This window comes from Paracoccus acridae (genome assembly GCF_014642735.1).
GTDB lineage: Bacteria > Pseudomonadota > Alphaproteobacteria > Rhodobacterales > Rhodobacteraceae > Paracoccus > Paracoccus acridae.
The window spans coordinates 24,163-42,257 of record NZ_BMIV01000003.1 but is presented as its reverse complement, the minus strand read 5'-3'; the positions used below and the strand labels follow the sequence as shown (position 1 = coordinate 42,257).

Genomic DNA, 18,095 nt, shown 5'->3' with positions numbered 1-18,095 from the left:
CTGAAGGGTGCCGCCATGATCCTGGATCCCATTCCGACCGCCCCCCTGGCACCGATGGCGGATGGCGCCGGTCCCCATGTCGTCATCATCGGCGGCGGCGCCAGCGGCGTCCTGATGGCGGCCCATCTGCTGCGCGACCCGCAGGGCCAGGCCCGTGTCACGATCATCGAGGGCCGGAACATGCTGGGCTGCGGGGTCGCCTATTCCACCAGCGATCCCGACCATCTCCTGAACACCCGCGCCAGCAGCATGAGCGCCTTTCCCGACCAGCCGGACCATTTCCGCGACTGGCTGGCCACCCAGGGGATCGCCACAGGGCCGGACCAGGGCGACGGCTTCGTCAGCCGCTCCACCTATGGCGCCTATATGGCCAGCCTGACCCTGCCCTGGTCCCATGGCGACGGCCCGCGCCGGCTGCGCTGCCTGCGGGCGGTCTGCGTGGCCCTGGCCGAAGACGGCTGCGGCGTCGTCGCGCATCTGGCCGACGGGCGGGCGGTGCGGGCCGACCGGGCGGTCCTTGCCACCGGCCATGCGCTGCCCGAACCCGATCCCGAGGGGCTGATGCAGGGATCATGGGAACAGGGGCCGATGCCCGACCGCGACGACCGGGTGGTGATCGTGGGCTCGGGGTTGTCCATGGTGGACCAGGTTCTCAGCCTTCTGCGCTGCGGCCATCGGGGCGAGATCCTGGTGGTGTCGCGCCGCGCCCAGTTGCCGCGCGTCCATGCCGCCACCCGGCTCCTGTCCATCGACATCGGCGATGTGCCGCTGGGCGCGCCGGTCAGCCGGCTGATGGCCTGGCTGCGCGGCCTTGTCCGGCAGGCCGAGGCCGGGGGCGGCACCTGGCGCGATGCCCTGGACGGGCTGCGTCCGCATATCACCCCGATCTGGCAGGCCTTGCCCCAAGCCGAACGCGCCCGCTTCCTGCGCCATGCGGCGTCCTGGTGGGAAATCCATCGCCATCGCCTGCCCCCCGAAAGCGCCGCCCCGATCCGGGCCGCCATCAGGACCGGGCGGATGCGGTTGCTGGCGGCCAGCTTCCTGGGGGTGGAACGGGACGGCGAGGGGGCCTTGCGGGCGGTCATCCGTTGCCGGGGCGGGCGGACGCAGCAGCGCGTCAAATGCGCCCATGTCATCGACTGCCGGGGCATCCGGCGCGATCCGGAACAGAATGCCACGCCGGTCGTGGCCAGCCTTCTGGGTGCCGGCAAGGCGCGCGTCGACCCGTTGCGGCTGGGCCTGGACATCGGCCCCGACGCGGCGGTCATCGACGCCCAGGGCAGGCCGTCGGACCGGATCTTCGCCATCGGGCCGGTATCGCGCGCGGCCTTCTGGGAAATCACCGCGATCCCCGACATCCGCAACCAGGCTGCGGACCTGGCCCGCCGGATGGTCGCGCAGCCGGTGCCCTAGGCCTGTTCCAGAAAGCCGCGCAGGGTCTTCAGCTTGGCCGCGATGACATCGACGATGCTGCTTTCGGACATCGCGTCGTCATTGGCCCAGATGCGGAACGTGTCCGCCAGCGCATGAGAGATCGCCTGCGCCAGCAGTTCGGCGTCCGGGCGCGCGTCCTCTCCCAGGCGGGTGACGGCCAGGTCGGCGATCTGGTCGCCCAGCCGCTTCAGCGACCCATAGAAGATCGGCAGCAGTTCCGGCGACTGGTCCAAAAGCCGGTTGATCAGCTGCGACATGCCCCGGTCCAGGTCGGCATGGCACAACAGATGCCGCAGCGCCTTCAGCAGATCGCCCAGCAACAGGCCCGAGGATGCCCGGAACCAGGCCACGGTGTCGTCGTCGAAGCTGGGCGCCGTGCCGATGATCGCCGCGTCCTTGTTCAGGTAATAGTTGAAGAAGGTCCGCGGGCTGATCCCCGCCTCGGCCGCGATCTGCTCTGTCGTCACCGAATCATATCCCAGACGCAGCGCCAGCGTCAGCGCGGCGCGCTGAATGTCGCGCGATGTCTGGAGCCGCCTGCGGTCACGCAGCGTTGATCTTGGCGTCATGACGCACCCTCGGAATTCAGTTCAGGCAAATATTGCACAGTATGCATTATTGTGCAACAAGCCCCCTCAAGCATCGCCGTTCTGCCGGCCATCTCAATAGGAATCATCCGATGTCTCGTCTTCGCCCGGTGGTTGCCGCCGCATTTCTTGGTCTCTGGTTCCTGTCCCTGCCCGCCTTGGCGCAGCAGGAACAGATGCCCCCGCCGACGGTGGGCGTGGTCACGCTGCAGCCCCAATCGGTTCCGCGCATCCTGACCCTGCCCGGCCGGGCCGTGGCGGAATCCGAGGCCGCGATCCGCCCCCGCGTCACCGGCCTGGTGACGGAAATCCTTTACGAACCCGGCACCGCGCTCGAGATCGGCGCGCCGATGTTCCGCATCGACCCCACCACCTACGAGGCGAACCTCAAAAGCGCCCAGGCGCAGGTGACCTCGGCCCAGGCGGCGCTGACGCAGGCGCGCACCTCGTTCAGCCGGACGGAACGGCTGCTGGGATCGGGCACGACCCAGGCCCAGGTGGACGAATCCCGCGCGGCCCTGGAACAGGCCGAGGCCGCGCTGCAATCGGCCGAGGCCGCGCTGACCCTGGCGCAATCCGAACTGGACTGGACCACCGTGACCAGCCCGATCGCGGGCATGGCCAGCGTCGCGGCGGTGTCGGTGGGCGATCTGGTGACGGCGGGGCAGGCCGATCCGCTGGCGACGGTCACGCAACTGGATCCCATCGACGTGGACATGTACGAACCCTCGGCCCGGATGCTGGCCCTGCGCGACGACATCGGCGACGGGCGGTTGCAACTGAACGAGACATTGCAGGCCACGCTGACGCTGGAAACCGGCGAAACCTATGCCGCGACGGGCGAACTGGTCGCGCCGGGCTTCACCGTCTCGACCTCGACCGGGGCGGTGGACACGCGCTTTCGCTTCGACAACCCGCGGCGTCTGATCCTGCCCGGCATGTTCCTGCGCGGTCAGATCGACCTGGGCACGACCGAGGCCTTCCTGGTCACCCAGAATGCCGCCACCCGCAGCAAGATCGGCCAGTTGACGGCATGGGTCGTGCGCGACGGCAAGGCCACGCAGGTGGAACTGACCGACGACGGCACCTGGCAGAACCACTGGATCGTGACCGATGGCCTTGAACCCGGCGATACGCTGATCGTGGACAATTTCGCGGCGCTTTCCGAAGGCGCAACCGTGACCACCGTTCCCGTCACGCTGGACGAAAACGGCGTAGTGCGCGAACAGCCTGCCCCCGAGGCTGCGGCTGAAACCGCCCCTGCTGCCGAGTAACCGCGCATGGCCCGTTTCTTCATCCACCGCCCCGTCTTCGCCTGGGTCCTGGCCTTCGTGACCATGCTGGTCGGCGGCCTTGGCCTGCAAACCCTTGCGATCGAGCAATATCCCCAGATCGCCCCCACCACCGTCCGCATCAGCGCGACCTATACCGGCGCATCCGCCGAGATCGTCGAAAACTCGGTCACCACGGTGATCGAGGACGCGATGACGGGGATCGACGGGCTGATCTACATGACCTCGAACTCGACGCCGGGGTCGGCGTCGATCTCGCTCACCTTCGACGACACGGTCGATGCCGACATCGCGCAGGTCCAGGTGCAGAACAAGCTGCAGCTTGTCACCAGCCAGCTTCCCAACATCGTGCAGCAGCAGGGCGTGAACGTGTCGCGCTCGACCTCGTCGATCCTGCTGGTGGGCGCGCTGACCAGCACGGATGGCAGCCATTCCACCGTGGAACTGGGCGATCTGGTGTCCCAGATGATCGAGGATCCGGTCAAGCGGACGCCGGGCGTGGGGTCCATCGACACTTTCGGGTCGGGCTATGCCATGCGCGTCTGGCTGGATCCGATGAAGATGGCGCAATACCAGGTCACGCCCGCCGACGTGACGGCCGCCGTGTCCGAACAGAACACCAACGTCACCGTGGGCGACCTGGGCGCCGAACCCAGCGCCGAGGGCCAGCGCCTGACCCTGACCCTGTCGGCGCAGTCGCAGTTCTCATCCGTCGAGGAATTCGAGCGGATCCTGCTGCGCGTGGACCCGGACGGATCGACGGTCTTTCTGGGCGACGTGGCCCGGATCGAGATCGGCCAGGAAAGCTATGGCGCATCGGCCCGCTATAACGGCAACCCGGCGGCGGGCTTCGGCGTGAACCTGGCGACCGGCGCCAATGCCGTGGACACCGCCCATGCCGTGCGCGAGGTCATCGCGGGCATCGCGCCATCGCTGCCCCAGGGGGTCGAGGTGGTCTTTCCCTATGACACCGCGCCCTTCGTCGAAAAATCCATCCACCAGGTCTACAAGACCCTGGCCGAGGCCGTGGTGCTGGTCTTCCTGGTGATCCTGGCCTTCCTGCAAAGCTGGCGGGCGACCATCATTCCGGTGATCGCCATCCCGGTCGTGCTGCTGGGCACCTTCGGGGTGCTGGCGGCCGCGGGCTTTTCCATCAACACCCTGACCATGTTCGCCCTGGTCCTGGCCATCGGCCTTCTGGTCGATGACGCCATCGTCGTCGTCGAAAACGTCGAGCGCGTGATGGAGGAAGAGGGCCTCGGCCCCGTCGAGGCCACCGAGAAGAGCATGGGGGAAATCACCTCGGCCCTGGTCGGCATCGTCATGGTGCTGTCGGCGGTGTTCCTGCCCATGGCCTTCATGGGCGGCGCCACGGGGGTGATCTATCGTCAGTTCTCGCTGACGATCATCACGGCCATGGTGCTGTCCCTGGGCGTTGCCGTGATCCTGACGCCCGCCATGTGCGCAAGCCTTCTGAAGCCCCGCAAGCATGGCGAGGGGATCGCGCCCGCCCGCTGGTTCAACCGCAACCTGGACCGCGCCACCAACGGCTATGGCAATGCCGTGGCCCGGCTGGTGCGCCGTCCGTTCCGCATGCTGATCGTGCTGGTGGCGATCGGCTTCGGCGCCGCCGCGCTTTACGGCAAGCTGCCCGGATCCTTCCTGCCGGACGAGGATCAGGGCGTGATGATGGTGATGATCGAGACGCCCGAGGGTTCCACCACCGCCCAGACCCAGGCGCTTGTCGAACGGGTCGAGGAATACCTGAGCGTGCAGGAAGCCGAGACGGTGGAATCGACCTTCTCGGTCCTGGGCTTCAGCTTCGGGGGGGCGGGCCAGAACCAGGCCCTGCTGTTCGCCAAGCTGCGCGACTACGAGGAACGGCCCGGCCTTGACGTGGCGTCCCTGGTCACGCGTGCCAATGGCTATTTCTTCATGAACAACCGCGCGGGCCAGGCCTATTTCCTGCAACCGCCGGCGATCCCCGGCATGGGCGCGTCCTCGGGCTTCTCGATGTATCTCGTGGACCAGTCGGGCCGGGGACAAGAGGCGCTGACGGCCGCCGCCGACCAGCTTGTCGCGACCGCCCAGGAAGACGGCCGCGTCACCAACCTGCGCGGCAACGACGCCCCCTTCGAGACGTCCCTGCGCCTGGACATCGACCAGCAGAAGGCCGCGGCCTTCGGGCTGTCGATATCCGAGGTGAACGCGATGCTGTCGGTGATCTTCTCGGGGCGCGACGTGAACGACTTCGCCCTTGGGACGGAACTGCGCCCCGTGGTCGTCCAGGGCGAGGCCGAGGCCCGGTCCCAGCCGGAAGACATCGACCGCTGGTTCGCGCGCAACCGCGACGGCGACATGGTCAGCTTCGGCGCCTTCACGACCCGCGTCTGGGACCAGGAACCGCAGGCCCTTGCCCGCTACGGCGGCACCCGCGCGCTGGAACTGTCTGGTGCCGCGGCCCAGGGCCTGTCGTCCGGCGCGGCGATGGACGCGATGGAGGAGATGGTGGCCGACATGCCCGGCGGATACGGCACGGCCTGGACGGGCCTGTCCTATCAGGAACGGCTGTCGGGCAACCAGGCGCCGCTTCTGTTCGCGCTGTCGGCCTTGGTCGTGTTCCTGGCGCTTGCCGCGCTTTACGAAAGCTGGACCGTGCCCCTGGCGGTCATGATGACCGTGCCGGTGGGGATCCTGGGCGCGCTGGCCGCCGCGCTGTTCTTCGACCAGACGAACGACGTCTACTTCAAGGTGGGCCTGCTGACGACCATCGGCCTGGCGGCCCGGAACGCCATCCTGATCGTGGAATTCGCGCAATCGCTGGTGGCCCAGGGACGTCCGCTTCTGGAAGCCGCGACCGAGGCATCCAAGATGCGCCTGCGCCCGATCCTGATGACCACCTTCGCCTTCATGCTGGGCGTGCTGCCCCTGGCGATTGCCAGCGGCGCGGGGGCGGGGGCGCAGAACTCGATCGGGATCGGGGTTCTGGGCGGCATGGCGTCGTCTGCCGTGATCGGGATCTTCCTGGTGCCGGCCTTCTATGTGGCCGTGCTGAAGGCGGTCGAGCTTGTGACAAGAAGAAAGAGAAAACTCGCATGACGATTGGAATGCACCGCCGCGCGATGCTTGGTTCCGTCCTGGCGCTTGGGGCCTGCGCGGCGGTCGGCCCGGATCCGAACGCCCTGCCCACACCCGCCGTCCCCGCCGGTATCGACGAGGGCGAGGGGGCGGCCACGCCCCCGCAGGCGGCCTTCTGGTCGGGCTACAACGACGCCACCCTGAACCGCCTGATCGGGCAGGGCATGGGCCAAAGCTTCGACATCATGGCCGCCAACGAACGCATCCGCGCGGCCCAGGCCGATGTGCAGGCGGCCCAGCCCTGGGCGTCCCAGATCGGCGGCACGACCACGGCCGGGCGGGAACGCACGGGCGGCGACGGCATCGCCGCCGGCACCGCCAACACCGCCGCCCTGTCGGCCAGCTTCGTCTTCGACCTGTTCGGCGGCGCCCGCCGCGCCCGCGAAGGCGCGGCGGCGGGCCTGCAATCGGCCCAGGCCCAGGCGCAGACCGTCCGCCTGGCCTGGCTGGCCGAGGTGATCGCGGCCTATGCCGACGCGCGTTTCTTCCAGCAGGCTCTGGCCCTGACGCGCGAGACGATCCGCACGCGCGAAGGCACGCTGGACGTGACGCGCAACAGCCAGTCCTTGGGCATCGCCACCGAATATGACGTGGCCCAGACCGAGGCGCTGCTGCAAACGGCCCGCGCCGACCTGCCGAATTACGAGGCGCAGTTCAACGCCCAGATCTATCGCCTGTCCACGCTGCTGAACCTGCAGGCCGCTCCGCTGATGGGGCAGATGCGCGGCGGATCGGCCCAGTTGCGCACGCCGCCGGGGCCTGGCACCGGGGTTCCCGCCGACCTGCTGCGCTCGCGCCCCGACATCCGCGTGGCCCAGGCCGATTACGCGGCCGCGCTTGCGGCGGTGGGGGTGGCCACGGCCGACCTGCTGCCTGCGATTTCGCTGACCGGGCGGGTCACGGACCAGGGCGGGGCCACCGCCTGGGGTTTCGGTCCCGGCCTGTCGCTGCCGGTCCTGAACCAGGGCGCGTTGCAGGCCACCCGGTCCCGCCGCCTGTCCGAGGCCCGCCAGGCCGAGATTGCCTGGAAATCCGCCATCGCGGCGGCGGTCGAGGATGTGCAGACCGCCCAGTCGAACCTGCGCCGCTTCCGCCAGCGGGCCGCGACCCTGGACGGGGCTGCGGCGTCATACGACCGCGCCTATGCGCTGGCCCGCCAGAATTTCGAGGAAGGCGCCCTGGCACTGGTCGATCTGCTGGAGGCTGACCGGTCCCGCGCAAGCGCCCGCTTGGCTGCCGCACAGGCCCGCAATGCCGCGGCAAAGGAATGGGCGACGCTGCAGATCGCCACGGGGGCAGGATCGCGGTAAGGCATGGTGCGTGTGAACACGCACCCTACGCCGCCACGACCGTAGGGTGCGTGCTTGCACGCACCTTGCGCCCCATCAGACGATCCGCGTTACCAGCGGCGTCAGTCCCTCGATCTCGACGGTCACGACCTGGCCCCGCGTGACCGCACCGACCCCTGCCGGGGTTCCCGTGAAGATCAGGTCGCCTGGTTCCAGCCGCACGGATTGCGACAGGTGGGCGATAACGTCGGCCACCGGCCAGATCATTTGCGACAAATCCGACTCTTGGCGCAACGCGCCATCGACCGACAGCGCGATCCGCCCGTCGTTCAGCGCGCCGGTCTGGCCGACCGGATGCAGCAGCCCGCAGGCCGCCGACAGGTCGAAGCCCTTGGCCAGATCCCAGGGCCGCCCCGCCTTCTTCGCCGCCGCCTGCAAATCGCGCCGGGTGAAGTCATTGCCGGTGGCATAGCCCCAGATCAGTCCCTGCGCGTCGGTGGGGGCGATGTCCGTGCCGCCTGCGCCAAGGGCCACGACCAGTTCGGCCTCGAAATGCAGATCCCCGGTCTGCGGCGGATAGGGCAGGTCGGCATCCCCCGCCAGCAGCGTGTCGGCGGGCTTGGAAAAGAAGAAGGGCGGTTCGCGGTCCGGGTCGTGCCCCATCTCTCGCGCGTGGTCGGCATAGTTGCGCCCCACGCAATAGATGCGGCGGACGGGAAAGCGGCGGCTGTCGCCTGCCACGGGAAGGGACGGGATGGCGGCGGGCGGGATGACGAAATCGGACATGGAGGACAGGGGCCTTCGCTGGTTCGGCGGGCAGAGTGTTGCGCCGCCCCGTCCCCGTCAAGGCCAGCTTCGCCCCGAGGATGCCGGTTCCAGCACCACCACCGTCGGCCGGTCCGGCAGCCCGCGCAAGGACGCCAGGTATTCGCTGCCCCCCGGCCGCTGGATGGCGAACTGGCCCGACATGCCGGTCAGGAAGGTTTCCAGCCGGGCGGGGCCGAACCAATGCATGGGGATCACCACCGAACTGTTCAGCCGGCTGACCACCCGCATCATCGCCGCCTGCTCCATCGTATAGCTGCCGTCCACGGGGACCAGCAGCACGTCCACCCGGCCCAGGCGGGCGTAATCCTCGTCCGTGGGTTCGTGATGCAGGTGGCCCAGATGCGCGATGCAGAGGCCGCCCGCCTCGAAGACGAAGATGGAATTGCCGCTTTCCTCGACCGTGCCGAAGGACCGTATGTCGGTCGGCACGTTGCGGATCAGCGCGTCGTCCAGCGTCAGGTAATGGTCGGCGGCGACCCCGAACTGGTCCGACCAGCCGCGCAGCACATGGGGGATGCCCTCGACCCGGTCGGTCCAGTGGCTGGAATGGGCGCGGTTCATCGTCACCACGTCGGGGACCGGCGCGTTGGGATGCAGGTTGCCGTTGAAGTCGGTGACGATGTCCAGGCCCCCCGGCGTCTGGATCAGGAACATCGCATGTCCCAGAAAGGACAGCCTGACCGACCGTTCCGGCACAGGGTCGGACCAGGCGGCCTGCTGGATGCGTTCGGGTCCGCCGGCGATGGCGATGCAATGGCTGGGCCTGCGTTCCTGTCCCTGCGCGGCCAGCGGCAGAACGGCGATCACGGCGGCGGCAAGGGCAAGGCGCATGGTCGTCCCCTGGAAAGATCGCGGGAAGCGTAACCCGGAACGCCTCGAACCTCCGTCACAAGCGCGTGACAGGGGGCGGGCCGGGGCTTATCCATGGCGGCAGGATCGGCAGGATCGCCGGCAAAGAGGAGTTTCGCCATGTTCATCGCCATGAACCGTTTCACCGTCCCCGTCGAGAACGCCGCCGAGTTCGAGGCCATCTGGCTGTCGCGCGACAGCAAGCTGGACACCTTGCCGGGCTTTGTCGAATTCCACATGCTGAAGGGCCCCGAGGAGAATGGGCGGCGGCTTTATGCCTCGCACACGGTCTGGGAGTCCGAGGATCATTTCATCGGCTGGACCCGCAGCCAGCAGTTCCGCGACGCCCATGCGCGGGCGGGCGAGACGAAGAAGCTTTACGAAGGCGGTCCCCGCTTCGAAGGCTTCACCGCGATCCAGCATATCGGCCGGGCCGGCTGATCGCGAAACAGGGGAGGGGGGATATGACCAACACCATCTACGACCAGGGCCTTGACGCCTGCGCGGCCAATTTCGCGCAACTGACGCCGCTGGATTTCCTGGCCCGCACGGCGGCGATCCATCCCGACCGGCTGGCCCTGGTCCACGGCCCGATCCGCCGGACCTGGGCGGAAACCCAGGACCGCTGCCGCCGGCTGGCAAGCGCGCTGTCGGCGCGCGGGATCGGGCGCGGCGACACGGTGGCGGTGATCGCCCCCAACATCCCCGAGCTTTACGAGGCCCATTTCGGCATTCCCATGCTGGGCGCGGTGCTGAACGCGATCAACACCCGGCTGGACGCGGACACCGTGCGCTTCATCCTGCAGCATGGAGAGGCCAAGGCGCTGCTGGTGGACAGCGAATTCGCCCCCCTTGCGCAAGAGGCGCTGAAGGGGTGCGACATCAAGCTGGTCGTGGACATCCTGGATCCCACGATCACCCATGGCGATCCCATAGGCCACCTGGATTACGAGGCCCTGCTGGACGAAGGCGATCCCGCATTCGAATGGCGGCCGCCCGCCGACGAATGGGATGCGATTGCGCTGAACTATACCTCGGGGACGACGGGCAATCCCAAGGGTGTGGTCTATCACCACCGGGGGGCGGCGCTGAACGCGATCTCTCAGCTGCAGGACTGGGGGATGCCCGCGCATTCGGTCTATCTGTGGACGCTGCCGATGTTTCACTGCAACGGCTGGTGCTTTCCCTGGGCCATGGCCGCAAATGCCGGAACCTCGGTCTGCCTGCGCGCGGTTCGGGCCGAGCCGATCTTCGACCTGATCGCGGGCGAAGGCGTCACGCATTTCTGCGGCGCGCCCATCGTGCTGAACATGCTGGCGCAGAACGCGCATCTGAAACGCTTCGACCACCCGGTGAAGGTGATGACCGCCGGCGCATCGCCCCCCGCCGCGGTGATCCAGGCGATGGAGGACATGGGCGTCGAGGTCACCCATGTCTATGGCCTGACCGAGGTCTATGGCCCCTCGGTCGTCTGCGTCTGGAAGCCGGAATGGAACGAACTGCCGCCCGACCAACGCGCGCGGCTGAAGGCCCGGCAGGGGGTGCGCAACGCGGCCTTGGGCGGGCTGATGGTGGCCGATCCCCAGACGCTGGCCCCCGTCCCCCATGACGGGCAGACGCTGGGCGAGATCTTCATGCGCGGCAACAACGTGATGCGCGGCTACCTCAAGAACCCCGAGGCCACCGCCAAGGCCTTTCGCGGCGGCTGGTTCGCCACGGGCGACCTGGGCGTCATGCATCCCGACGGCTATGTGGAGATCAAGGACCGCAGCAAGGACATCATCATCTCGGGCGGGGAAAACATCTCCTCGGTGGAGATCGAGGACGTGCTGTATCGCCACCCGGCGGTGAACGAGGCGGCGGTGGTCGCACGTCCCGATGCCAAGTGGGGCGAAACTCCCTGCGCCTTCGTGGACCTGCGGCCGGGCAAGGACGCGTCCGAGGCCGATATCATCGCCTTCTGCCGCGACCACATGGCCCATTACAAGGCGCCGAAGACCGTGGTCTTCGGACCGCTGCCCAAGACCTCGACCGGGAAGATCCAGAAATTCGTGCTGCGCGATCAGGCCCGCAGCCTGTCGGGCTGAGGGGCGGGCAGCACCGTCCTGGCAAAGCCGTCATCGGCAATGTCGCGGCACAGGCCGGACCATTCGCAGCCTGCGCAGGCCGTCCGGATCGCGCCGCCCGCGAAGGCGCGGCGCATCCGGGCCAGGGTCGCGGGGTCCAGCACCAGCCGCTGCCCAAACGAAAGCGGGCGGCCCAGAAGCGCGGCCAGATCGCGGGCGGCTTGCGCGTCGCGGCGCGCCACGCTGTCGCCCCGGCAATGACAGCCGGGATCGTCCAGCATCGGCGCGCAGACATCGTCGGGACCGTCCACCAGCATCACCGCCTCGCCCGCCGCGATGCGGGTGGCGATAACGGTGAACCCCGCCGTGAAGGCGGGGCTGTAGCCCTTGCCCGCCCAGGTCAGCAGGCAAAGCAGGTGATGCGCGCGAAGGCGGATCGTCATGCGCGGCGCGGACGGCCCAATTGGCGCAGCGCAAGCGCGCCCACGGCGGATTTCAGCACCGCGCCGACCAGGAATGGCAGCACGCCATGGGTGATCGCCGCGTCCCAGCCGATGCCGCGCGACAGCCAGGCCGCGCCCATGGCCAGGCAGATCAGGTTGCCCGCCAGCATCGACAGGAAGGCCAGGCCCGCGCGGTCGCCGTTCCAGCCGCGTTCGGCCAGCCAGCCGATCTGTGCGGCCATCACCGCGAAGGCCGCCAGATAGCCGCCGGTCGGTCCCGCGAAATGGGCAAGGCCCCCTGCGCCGCCCGCCAGCACCGGCAGGCCCAGCGCCGCCTGTCCCAGCCAGGCCAGCACCGTCAGCGTGCCCAGCCGCCAGCCATAGAGCGCGCCGATCATCGCCACGGTGAAGGTCTGCATGGTGACCGGCACCGGGACCATCGGCACCTCGATCCGAGAGGAGACGGCCAGCAGGACCGTGCCAAAGGCGACCGCCAGCAGGCGGAGGGGCAGGGACAGGCTGTGCGGGTTTACGGGGCTGAAGGCTGGAGTCGGCGTCATTGGTCGTCCCTATCCTGAATTATAGATAATTATGGATTCGTCGTGCCAGGATAGTCCACGAATTATCTATCGGATCAAGAGGGGATCGGTCAGCGCGGCGTCCGGGGCCGCTGGCCGCTGAACTGGACATGCCGCGCAAGCACGGCGCAGGCGCGGTCCAAATCGCCCGACCGCAGCGCGTGCAGGATCGCGCGGTGGTCGCGGTCGGTCGGCGCCTCCCATTCCGCGCGCCAGCCGGAAAACAGGAAGCGGGCGCTTGCGGTGTGCAGATCGGCGATGGATTTCAGCAGGCGCGGCATCCCGCAGGGATCCAGGATCAGGCGGTGGAACTGGCGGTTTGCCTCCTCCCAGGTTTCCACATCGCCCGCGCGGTCGCCCGCCCGCGTCGCGTCCTCGGCCCGATCCAGGATCGCGGGGGTCAGGTGGGGCGCGGCATGGCGCAGGGCCAGCACCTCCAGCGCGGCGCGCATTTCCGCCACCTCGCGCACCTCGGCTAGGGAAAAGCCCGCGACGCGGAAACCGCGCCGGGGTTCGCTGACGGCAAGGCCGCGGCTTTCCAGGTGGCGAAACGCCTCGCGCACGGGGACATGGCTGGCGCCGAATTCGGCGGCGATGTGGTCCTGTCGCAGCCGTTCGCCGGGGGCAATCCGGCCGGAAACGATGCGCGCGGCAAGTTCGCGGCTGATGCGATGGGCAAGGGGTTCGGGCGGCATGGATTGTAGATAATCCAGTCGCCCGGCACCGTCCAGCCGCCGCGGTCAGAAGCCGCTGTGGGTTTTCAGGAACTCCTCCTCATCCGGGGTATTGGGCCGGTCCAGGGCCGCGTTGCGATGCGGAAAGCGGCCGAACTGCTGGACGATGTCGCGATGCGCGATCGCGAAGCGCAGGCTGTTGTCGTCGCCCAGGGCCTCGTAAAGCTCGACCGAGCGGGTCTGGTCGGGAAGATCCTCGCTGTGCATGAAGGGCAGATAGAAGAACTGCCGCCGCTTGGGATCGACCTGCCGGTCATGGCCCGCGTCAACCGAGGCGCGGGCATGTTCCAGGGCGATGTCGTTCGATTCGAAGGCCCGGCCGCTGCCCCGGAAGATGTTGCGCGGGAACTGGTCCAGCACGATCACCAGGGCAAGCGCGCCTTCGGCCGTGGCGGCCCAGTCGTCCAGTTCGCGACGGTGCGCGGCCTCGTAGGTGGCGGCAAACTTGTCACGGATCTGGGCATCCACGTCGTCGGACTTCGCGAACCACATCGGCTCCATCTGCGGCGAGAACCAGAAGTCCAGCACGTCCTGGGCGGTCTTGATCGTCATGGTTCAGGTCCTTTCGGGCAGGGGGATGTGTTCGGCGCGGTCCGTGGGCGGCAGGTCAAAGAGGCCCGCGCCCCAACGTTCCGCGCGCCATTGGCGTTTCGCCTCCTCGATGCGCTCGCGCGAGGAGGCCACGAAGTTCCACCAGATATGGCGCGGCCCGTTCAGCGTCTCTCCCCCCAGGGCCATCAGCCGCGCGCCCCGGTCGCCCGCCTGCACGGTGATCGCGTCGCCGGGGCGGAAGACCATCATCTGCCCGGCCTCGAAGTCCTGGCCGGCGATGCGGATGGAGCCTTCGGTGACATAGATGCCGCGATCCTCGTGATCGGCGGGCAGGGGAAAGCGGGCGCGGGGATCCAGCGTCACGTCCAGGTAGAAGGTGTCCGAATACATCGTCGCGGGCGCGGTTTCGCCATAGGCGCGGCCCAGGATCAGCCGCGCCGTTATTCCCGCGTCGCGGATCACGGGCAGCGCATCCTTGCCGTGATGTTCGAAGGTCGGGGCCATGTCCTCGTGGCTGTCGGGCAGGGCGATCCAGGTCTGGATGCCCAGAAGGCTGCTTGGCCCCTGGCGCGCGGCCTCGGGGCTGCGTTCGGAATGGGTCACGCCGCGCCCCGCGATCATCCAGTTCAGCGCGCCGGGCGTGATGATCTGGTCGGCCCCGGTGCTGTCGCGATGCTGGAAGCTGCCGCGATAGAGATAGGTGACGGTGCCCAGCCCGATATGGGGATGGGGGCGCACGTCGATGCCCTGGTTCGTCAGGAACTCGGCCGGACCCATCTGGTCGAAGAAGATGAAGGGGCCGACCATCTGGCGCTTGGGCGCGGGCAAGGCGCGGCGCACCTCGAACCCGCCCAGGTCGCGGGCGCGGGGGATGATCAGCGTCTCGATGGCGTCCGGTCCGATCTCGTCGGGGCAGCCGGGGGTCAGGGCGGGATTCCAGCTCATGTCGGTTCCTCCTGTGTCAGGCATCAGGATAGGTGCGCTGCGGCAGAACGGGAAGCGGAAAGCCGTTCGCCGGACGCGAACGCCGGATTGGCCCCGCCCCGACTGGCGCGGGCCCTGCCGGAACCGCATCTTCGGCGCGAATGTTTCTTGCGGCAAAGGTGCGCGATGACCAGCGGTATCCATCATGTGACGGCGATCACCCGCGACGTTCAGGCGAATGTCGATTTCTGGATGGGCTTTCTGGGCCTGTCGCTGGTCAAGCAGACGGCAGGCTTCGAGGATGCCGAACAGTTGCACCTGTTTTATGGCGACCCGCAGGGCAGCCCCGGCAGCCGGTCAGCTTCCTGGTCTGGCAGGACGGCGCGCCGGGACGGGTGGGCCATGGCCGCGTGGCGGAAATCGCCTTGGCCATTCCGCGCGCGCGGATCGGCGACTGGCTGACCCGGGCCATGCAGCGCGGATTGCGGGTCGAGGGGCCGGTGCGCGAATGGGGCGAACCCGTCCTGCGGCTGAGGGATCCCGATGGCATCATCGTCAAGCTGGTGGGCACCGAGGCGCCCGACGCGGACTGGCCCGCCGCCCCCGCCCGGATCCGCGCGGTGACGATCTGGTCGGCCCTGCCCGAACAGACCGCTGCCTTCCTTGGTCCCTTCGGCTATCGCCAGCACGGGGCCGAGGGCGGGCTGACGCGGCTGGTGTCCGATACCGATGCCATCGACATCCGCGATGCTTCGGGCTTCGTGCCGGGCATTCCGGGAACCGGCGTCATCGACCATGTGGCGCTGCGGGTGCCCGATCTGGCGGCATTGCAGGGCCATCACGATGCCTTGAAGGCCCGCAATGCCAGCGGTGTGACGGTTCACGACCGCCTTTATTTCACCTCGCTTTACGTCCGCGAACCGGGCGATACGCTGATCGAACTGGCGACCGACGGGCCGGGCATGGCGGTGGACGAAGCCGCCGATGCCTTGGGCCGGGTCTTGATGTTTCCGCCCCATGCCGGAAACATTGACAACCTGCGCCTGCGCCTGCCGCAATTCGCCCGTCCGGGCGAGGAAAGGACCGTGATGAGAGAGCTTCCCTTCGTTCACCGCCTGCGCCAGCCCGACCAGCCGGACGGATCGGCCATGCTGCTGCTGCACGGCACCGGCGGTTCCGAAACCGACCTGATGCCGCTGGCCCATCGCATCGCGCCCCATGCCACGCTGCTGGGCGTGCGGGGCCGCTCGACCGAGGAAGGCGTGGCGCGGTATTTCCGCCGCACCGCGATGACCAGCTTCGACCAGGACGACATCCGGGCCGAGGCCGAGGCCTTCGCGGCCTTCTGGACCGGCGCCCTGGCGGCTTACGGCCTGGATCCGGCGCGGATCACGGTGATGGGATACAGCAACGGCGCGAATTTCGCGGCTGCGGTGATGGGCCTGCATCCCGGCCTGATCCGCCGCGCGATCCTGATGCGCCCGATGGCCGTTCTTGACGACCTGCCCCAGGTGGATCTGACCGGCCTTTCGGTGCTGACGCTGACCGGCGCGCGCGATCCGTATGGCGTTCATGCGCCGCGCCTGAACGACTGGCTGGCGGCCCGGGGCGCGATGCTGGACGCCCGCGTCGTGCAGGCGGGCCATGATGTCGTGGCCGACGACCTGGCGGCCGCGACCGACTGGATGAAAGGGTAAACCGATGCCTGACCTGACCATCACCCGCGAGGATACCGATGCCCGCCACGGCCGCTATGTCGCCCGGATCGCGGGCATCGAGGCCGAGGCCGAACTGACCTTCACCCGGCGCGGCAAGGGCCAGGTCAGCGCCGACCATACCGGCGCCCCGGAGGCCCTGCGCGGCACCGGCGCGGCGGCGGCCCTGGTGGAGGCCATGGTGGCGGATGCGCGCAAGGAAGGCTTTCGGATCATCCCGGCCTGTTCCTATGTCGCGGACCGGCTGGCGAAGAACCCCGATTGGGCCGACGCCTTCGCGGTCGAACGCCCGTAGGGTGCGTGCCTGCACGCACCTTGGTAGGCGGCTTGGTGCGTGCAAGCACGCACCCTACAGGAACCGGAACGGCGTTCCCCACGGGTCGGTGATGGTCTGGCTTGCCCGGCCAAGGTCCCGGATCACGACCTCGGCCAGGCCCGTCATTCCTTTGTCGCGCATCCCCGCTCCGCGGCTGTTCCAGGTGTTCCCGGCAAGGTGGTGGTGATAGCCGTTCCAGCCATACCAGGCCCCGCCGGGGGCGTCGAAGGTCCGCGTCAGGCCCAGGTCGCCCGCCAGGAAGGCATCGGCCTGGTCCAGGTCGCCCACCTGCAGATGCACATGGCCCACGCTGCTGCCCTGGGGCGCGCCCTGCCAGGAGGTGTCGGCCAGGGCCAGCAGGTCGTTCAGGTCCAGGCGGTGGGTGAACATCTCGATCCGGTCGCCGCTGCGCTGCCACTGGTCGGGGGAACGGTCCCAATAGATTTCGATGCCGTTGCCCTCGGGGTCGTCAAGATACAGCGCCTCGCTGACGCCGTGGTCGCTGGCGCCCGACAGGCGCGTGCCGTTTTCGGCGGCATGGCGCAGCCAGCGGGCCAGATCGGCGCGGTCGGGCAACAGGAAGGCGGTGTGGAACAGCCCTGCCTGGCGCGGGTCGCGGGGCCGTGCGGCGCTGTCGCGGCGCAGTTCCAGCAGGGTGCTGTCCCCGGCGCCAAGCCGCGCGGTTTCGCCCTCGCCGCCCAACTGGGCCAGGCCAAGTGCGTCGCGATAGAATGCCATCATGCCGGGCAGGTCGCGCACCGTCAGCGCGACATGGTCGATGGCAGGTGTCATGATGCAGTCCTTTCCGGTGTCAGGCTGGCCACGAAGCCCGCGATGAAATCGGCAAGCTGCTGGCGGGTCTTGTCGTCGGTCAGGTTGCCCTGGGCGTCGAACAGCCCGCCCGCGCGCGACACCATCAGCCGCCCGTCCCACCAGGGCCGGGTCTTCAGCGTCCGCAGCACAGGCCACCAATGGGTCTGCGCCTGGGTGGTCCCGAAGCCGCCGGGGGACGCGCCCATGACCGCGACCGGCTTGCCCGCGAAAAGCCGCAAGCCTTCGCCCCGCGACATCCAGTCGATGGCGTTCTTGAAGACGCCGGGAATGCCGTTGTTGTATTCCGGCGTCACCAGCAGCAACCCGTCGGCCTGCGCAAGCTGGCGGTTCAGCGCGGCGACGGCAGGGGGCGTGCCGTTCGCGGCCTCGTCATCGCCGTCATAAAGCGGCACGCCCGAGATGTCGCCGATCACGATCCGCGTCCCCTCGGGCGCCACGTCGCGGGCCGCCCGCAGCAAGCCGCTGTTCAGCGAGGCGCGGCGCAGGCTGCCCGACAGGCCAAGGATGGTGGTCATG

At 68.7% G+C, this 18,095-nt stretch carries 19 protein-coding genes; 9 read left to right on the top strand and 10 right to left on the bottom strand.

Annotated elements, in window-relative coordinates; genetic code table 11:
* Positions 1 to 15 precede the first annotated feature (15 nt).
* Positions 16 to 1,413, top strand: a complete 1,398-nt coding sequence (locus IEX25_RS05510; RefSeq protein ID WP_229665063.1) for an FAD/NAD(P)-binding protein — start codon at positions 16 to 18, stop codon at positions 1,411 to 1,413.
* Here IEX25_RS05510 and IEX25_RS05505 read toward each other — a convergent pair.
* Positions 1,410 to 2,003 carry a TetR/AcrR family transcriptional regulator gene (locus IEX25_RS05505; protein ID WP_188714376.1) on the bottom strand — a complete coding sequence of 198 codons (594 nt, stop codon included), beginning with the start codon at positions 2,001 to 2,003 and terminating at the stop codon, positions 1,410 to 1,412. The two genes, IEX25_RS05510 and IEX25_RS05505, sit on opposite strands and share 4 nt — an antisense overlap.
* 110 nt (positions 2,004 to 2,113) lie before the next feature.
* On the opposite strand from IEX25_RS05505, the gene IEX25_RS05500 reads away from it, so the two are divergent.
* Genes IEX25_RS05500 through IEX25_RS05490 form a run of 3 tightly spaced genes read left to right on the top strand, consistent with a single transcriptional unit; the run spans position 2,114 to position 7,761 of the window.
* Positions 2,114 to 3,295, top strand: coding sequence for an efflux RND transporter periplasmic adaptor subunit (locus IEX25_RS05500; protein WP_188714375.1), 1,182 nt, complete (start codon positions 2,114 to 2,116; stop codon positions 3,293 to 3,295).
* Positions 3,296 to 3,301: 6 nt separating this feature from the next.
* Positions 3,302 to 6,412, top strand: coding sequence for an efflux RND transporter permease subunit (locus tag IEX25_RS05495; protein WP_188714374.1), 3,111 nt, complete (start codon positions 3,302 to 3,304; stop codon positions 6,410 to 6,412).
* On the top strand, positions 6,409 to 7,761 hold the full coding sequence (locus IEX25_RS05490; RefSeq protein ID WP_229665062.1) for an efflux transporter outer membrane subunit: 1,353 nt from the start codon (positions 6,409 to 6,411) through the stop codon (positions 7,759 to 7,761). Before IEX25_RS05495 ends, IEX25_RS05490 begins: the two co-directional genes overlap by 4 nt.
* Positions 7,762 to 7,836: 75 nt before the next feature.
* Here the strand turns inward: IEX25_RS05490 and IEX25_RS05485 are convergent, their stop codons facing one another.
* Entirely contained in the window at positions 7,837 to 8,526 is a 690-nt protein-coding gene (locus tag IEX25_RS05485) for a fumarylacetoacetate hydrolase family protein (RefSeq protein WP_188714373.1), read from the bottom strand.
* Between the two features lie 57 nt (positions 8,527 to 8,583).
* Positions 8,584 to 9,399: an MBL fold metallo-hydrolase gene (locus IEX25_RS05480; RefSeq protein ID WP_188714372.1), complete on the bottom strand. Its 816-nt coding sequence runs from the start codon at positions 9,397 to 9,399 to the stop codon at positions 8,584 to 8,586.
* Between the two features lie 138 nt (positions 9,400 to 9,537).
* On the opposite strand from IEX25_RS05480, the gene hmuQ reads away from it, so the two are divergent.
* Positions 9,538 to 9,858 carry a heme-degrading protein HmuQ gene (hmuQ, locus tag IEX25_RS05475; RefSeq protein WP_188714371.1) on the top strand — a complete coding sequence of 107 codons (321 nt, stop codon included), beginning with the start codon at positions 9,538 to 9,540 and terminating at the stop codon, positions 9,856 to 9,858.
* Between the two features lie 23 nt (positions 9,859 to 9,881).
* Positions 9,882 to 11,504 (top strand): acyl-CoA synthetase, encoded by a 1,623-nt coding sequence (locus tag IEX25_RS05470; RefSeq protein ID WP_188714370.1) that lies wholly within the window; start codon positions 9,882 to 9,884, stop codon positions 11,502 to 11,504.
* Here the strand turns inward: IEX25_RS05470 and IEX25_RS05465 are convergent.
* The 5 genes from IEX25_RS05465 to IEX25_RS05445 all read right to left on the bottom strand — a co-directional run bounded on the left by IEX25_RS05465 (position 11,480) and on the right by IEX25_RS05445 (position 14,735).
* Positions 11,480 to 11,926 (bottom strand): DUF1284 domain-containing protein, encoded by a 447-nt coding sequence (locus IEX25_RS05465; RefSeq protein WP_188714369.1) that lies wholly within the window; start codon positions 11,924 to 11,926, stop codon positions 11,480 to 11,482. The genes IEX25_RS05470 and IEX25_RS05465 overlap by 25 nt on opposite strands.
* The gene (locus IEX25_RS05460; RefSeq protein ID WP_188714368.1) at positions 11,923 to 12,486 is read right to left on the bottom strand and encodes a biotin transporter BioY; all 564 of its coding nucleotides are present in this window, start codon (positions 12,484 to 12,486) and stop codon (positions 11,923 to 11,925) included. Before IEX25_RS05460 ends, IEX25_RS05465 begins: the two co-directional genes overlap by 4 nt.
* A gap of 89 nt (positions 12,487 to 12,575) precedes the next feature.
* Positions 12,576 to 13,199 (bottom strand): GntR family transcriptional regulator, encoded by a 624-nt coding sequence (locus IEX25_RS05455; RefSeq protein ID WP_188714367.1) that lies wholly within the window; start codon positions 13,197 to 13,199, stop codon positions 12,576 to 12,578.
* Positions 13,200 to 13,244: 45 nt separating this feature from the next.
* The gene (locus IEX25_RS05450; RefSeq protein ID WP_188714366.1) at positions 13,245 to 13,790 is read right to left on the bottom strand and encodes a DUF924 family protein; all 546 of its coding nucleotides are present in this window, start codon (positions 13,788 to 13,790) and stop codon (positions 13,245 to 13,247) included.
* A 3-nt stretch (positions 13,791 to 13,793) separates the two neighbouring features.
* Positions 13,794 to 14,735: a pirin family protein gene (locus IEX25_RS05445; RefSeq protein WP_188714365.1), complete on the bottom strand. Its 942-nt coding sequence runs from the start codon at positions 14,733 to 14,735 to the stop codon at positions 13,794 to 13,796.
* A gap of 165 nt (positions 14,736 to 14,900) precedes the next feature.
* Here IEX25_RS05445 and IEX25_RS20385 point away from each other — a divergent pair, with 165 nt between their 5' ends.
* Genes IEX25_RS20385 through IEX25_RS05435 form a run of 3 tightly spaced genes read left to right on the top strand, consistent with a single transcriptional unit; the run spans position 14,901 to position 16,724 of the window.
* On the top strand, positions 14,901 to 15,176 hold the full coding sequence (locus IEX25_RS20385; protein WP_308421430.1) for a VOC family protein: 276 nt from the start codon (positions 14,901 to 14,903) through the stop codon (positions 15,174 to 15,176).
* Positions 15,125 to 16,411, top strand: coding sequence for a ring-cleaving dioxygenase (locus IEX25_RS05440; protein ID WP_308421429.1), 1,287 nt, complete (start codon positions 15,125 to 15,127; stop codon positions 16,409 to 16,411). Before IEX25_RS20385 ends, IEX25_RS05440 begins: the two co-directional genes overlap by 52 nt.
* Positions 16,412 to 16,415: 4 nt before the next feature.
* Positions 16,416 to 16,724, top strand: a complete 309-nt coding sequence (locus IEX25_RS05435) for a GNAT family N-acetyltransferase (protein WP_103172499.1) — start codon at positions 16,416 to 16,418, stop codon at positions 16,722 to 16,724.
* Between the two features lie 54 nt (positions 16,725 to 16,778).
* On the opposite strand, the gene IEX25_RS05430 is transcribed toward IEX25_RS05435, so the two are convergent.
* Complete coding sequence (locus IEX25_RS05430) at positions 16,779 to 17,537, bottom strand: VOC family protein (RefSeq protein WP_188714364.1); 759 nt, start codon at positions 17,535 to 17,537, stop codon at positions 16,779 to 16,781.
* Complete coding sequence (locus IEX25_RS05425) at positions 17,534 to 18,094, bottom strand: NADPH-dependent FMN reductase (protein WP_188714363.1); 561 nt, start codon at positions 18,092 to 18,094, stop codon at positions 17,534 to 17,536. The genes IEX25_RS05430 and IEX25_RS05425 overlap by 4 nt, the downstream gene beginning before the upstream one ends.
* Between the last annotated feature and the right edge of the window lies 1 nt (position 18,095).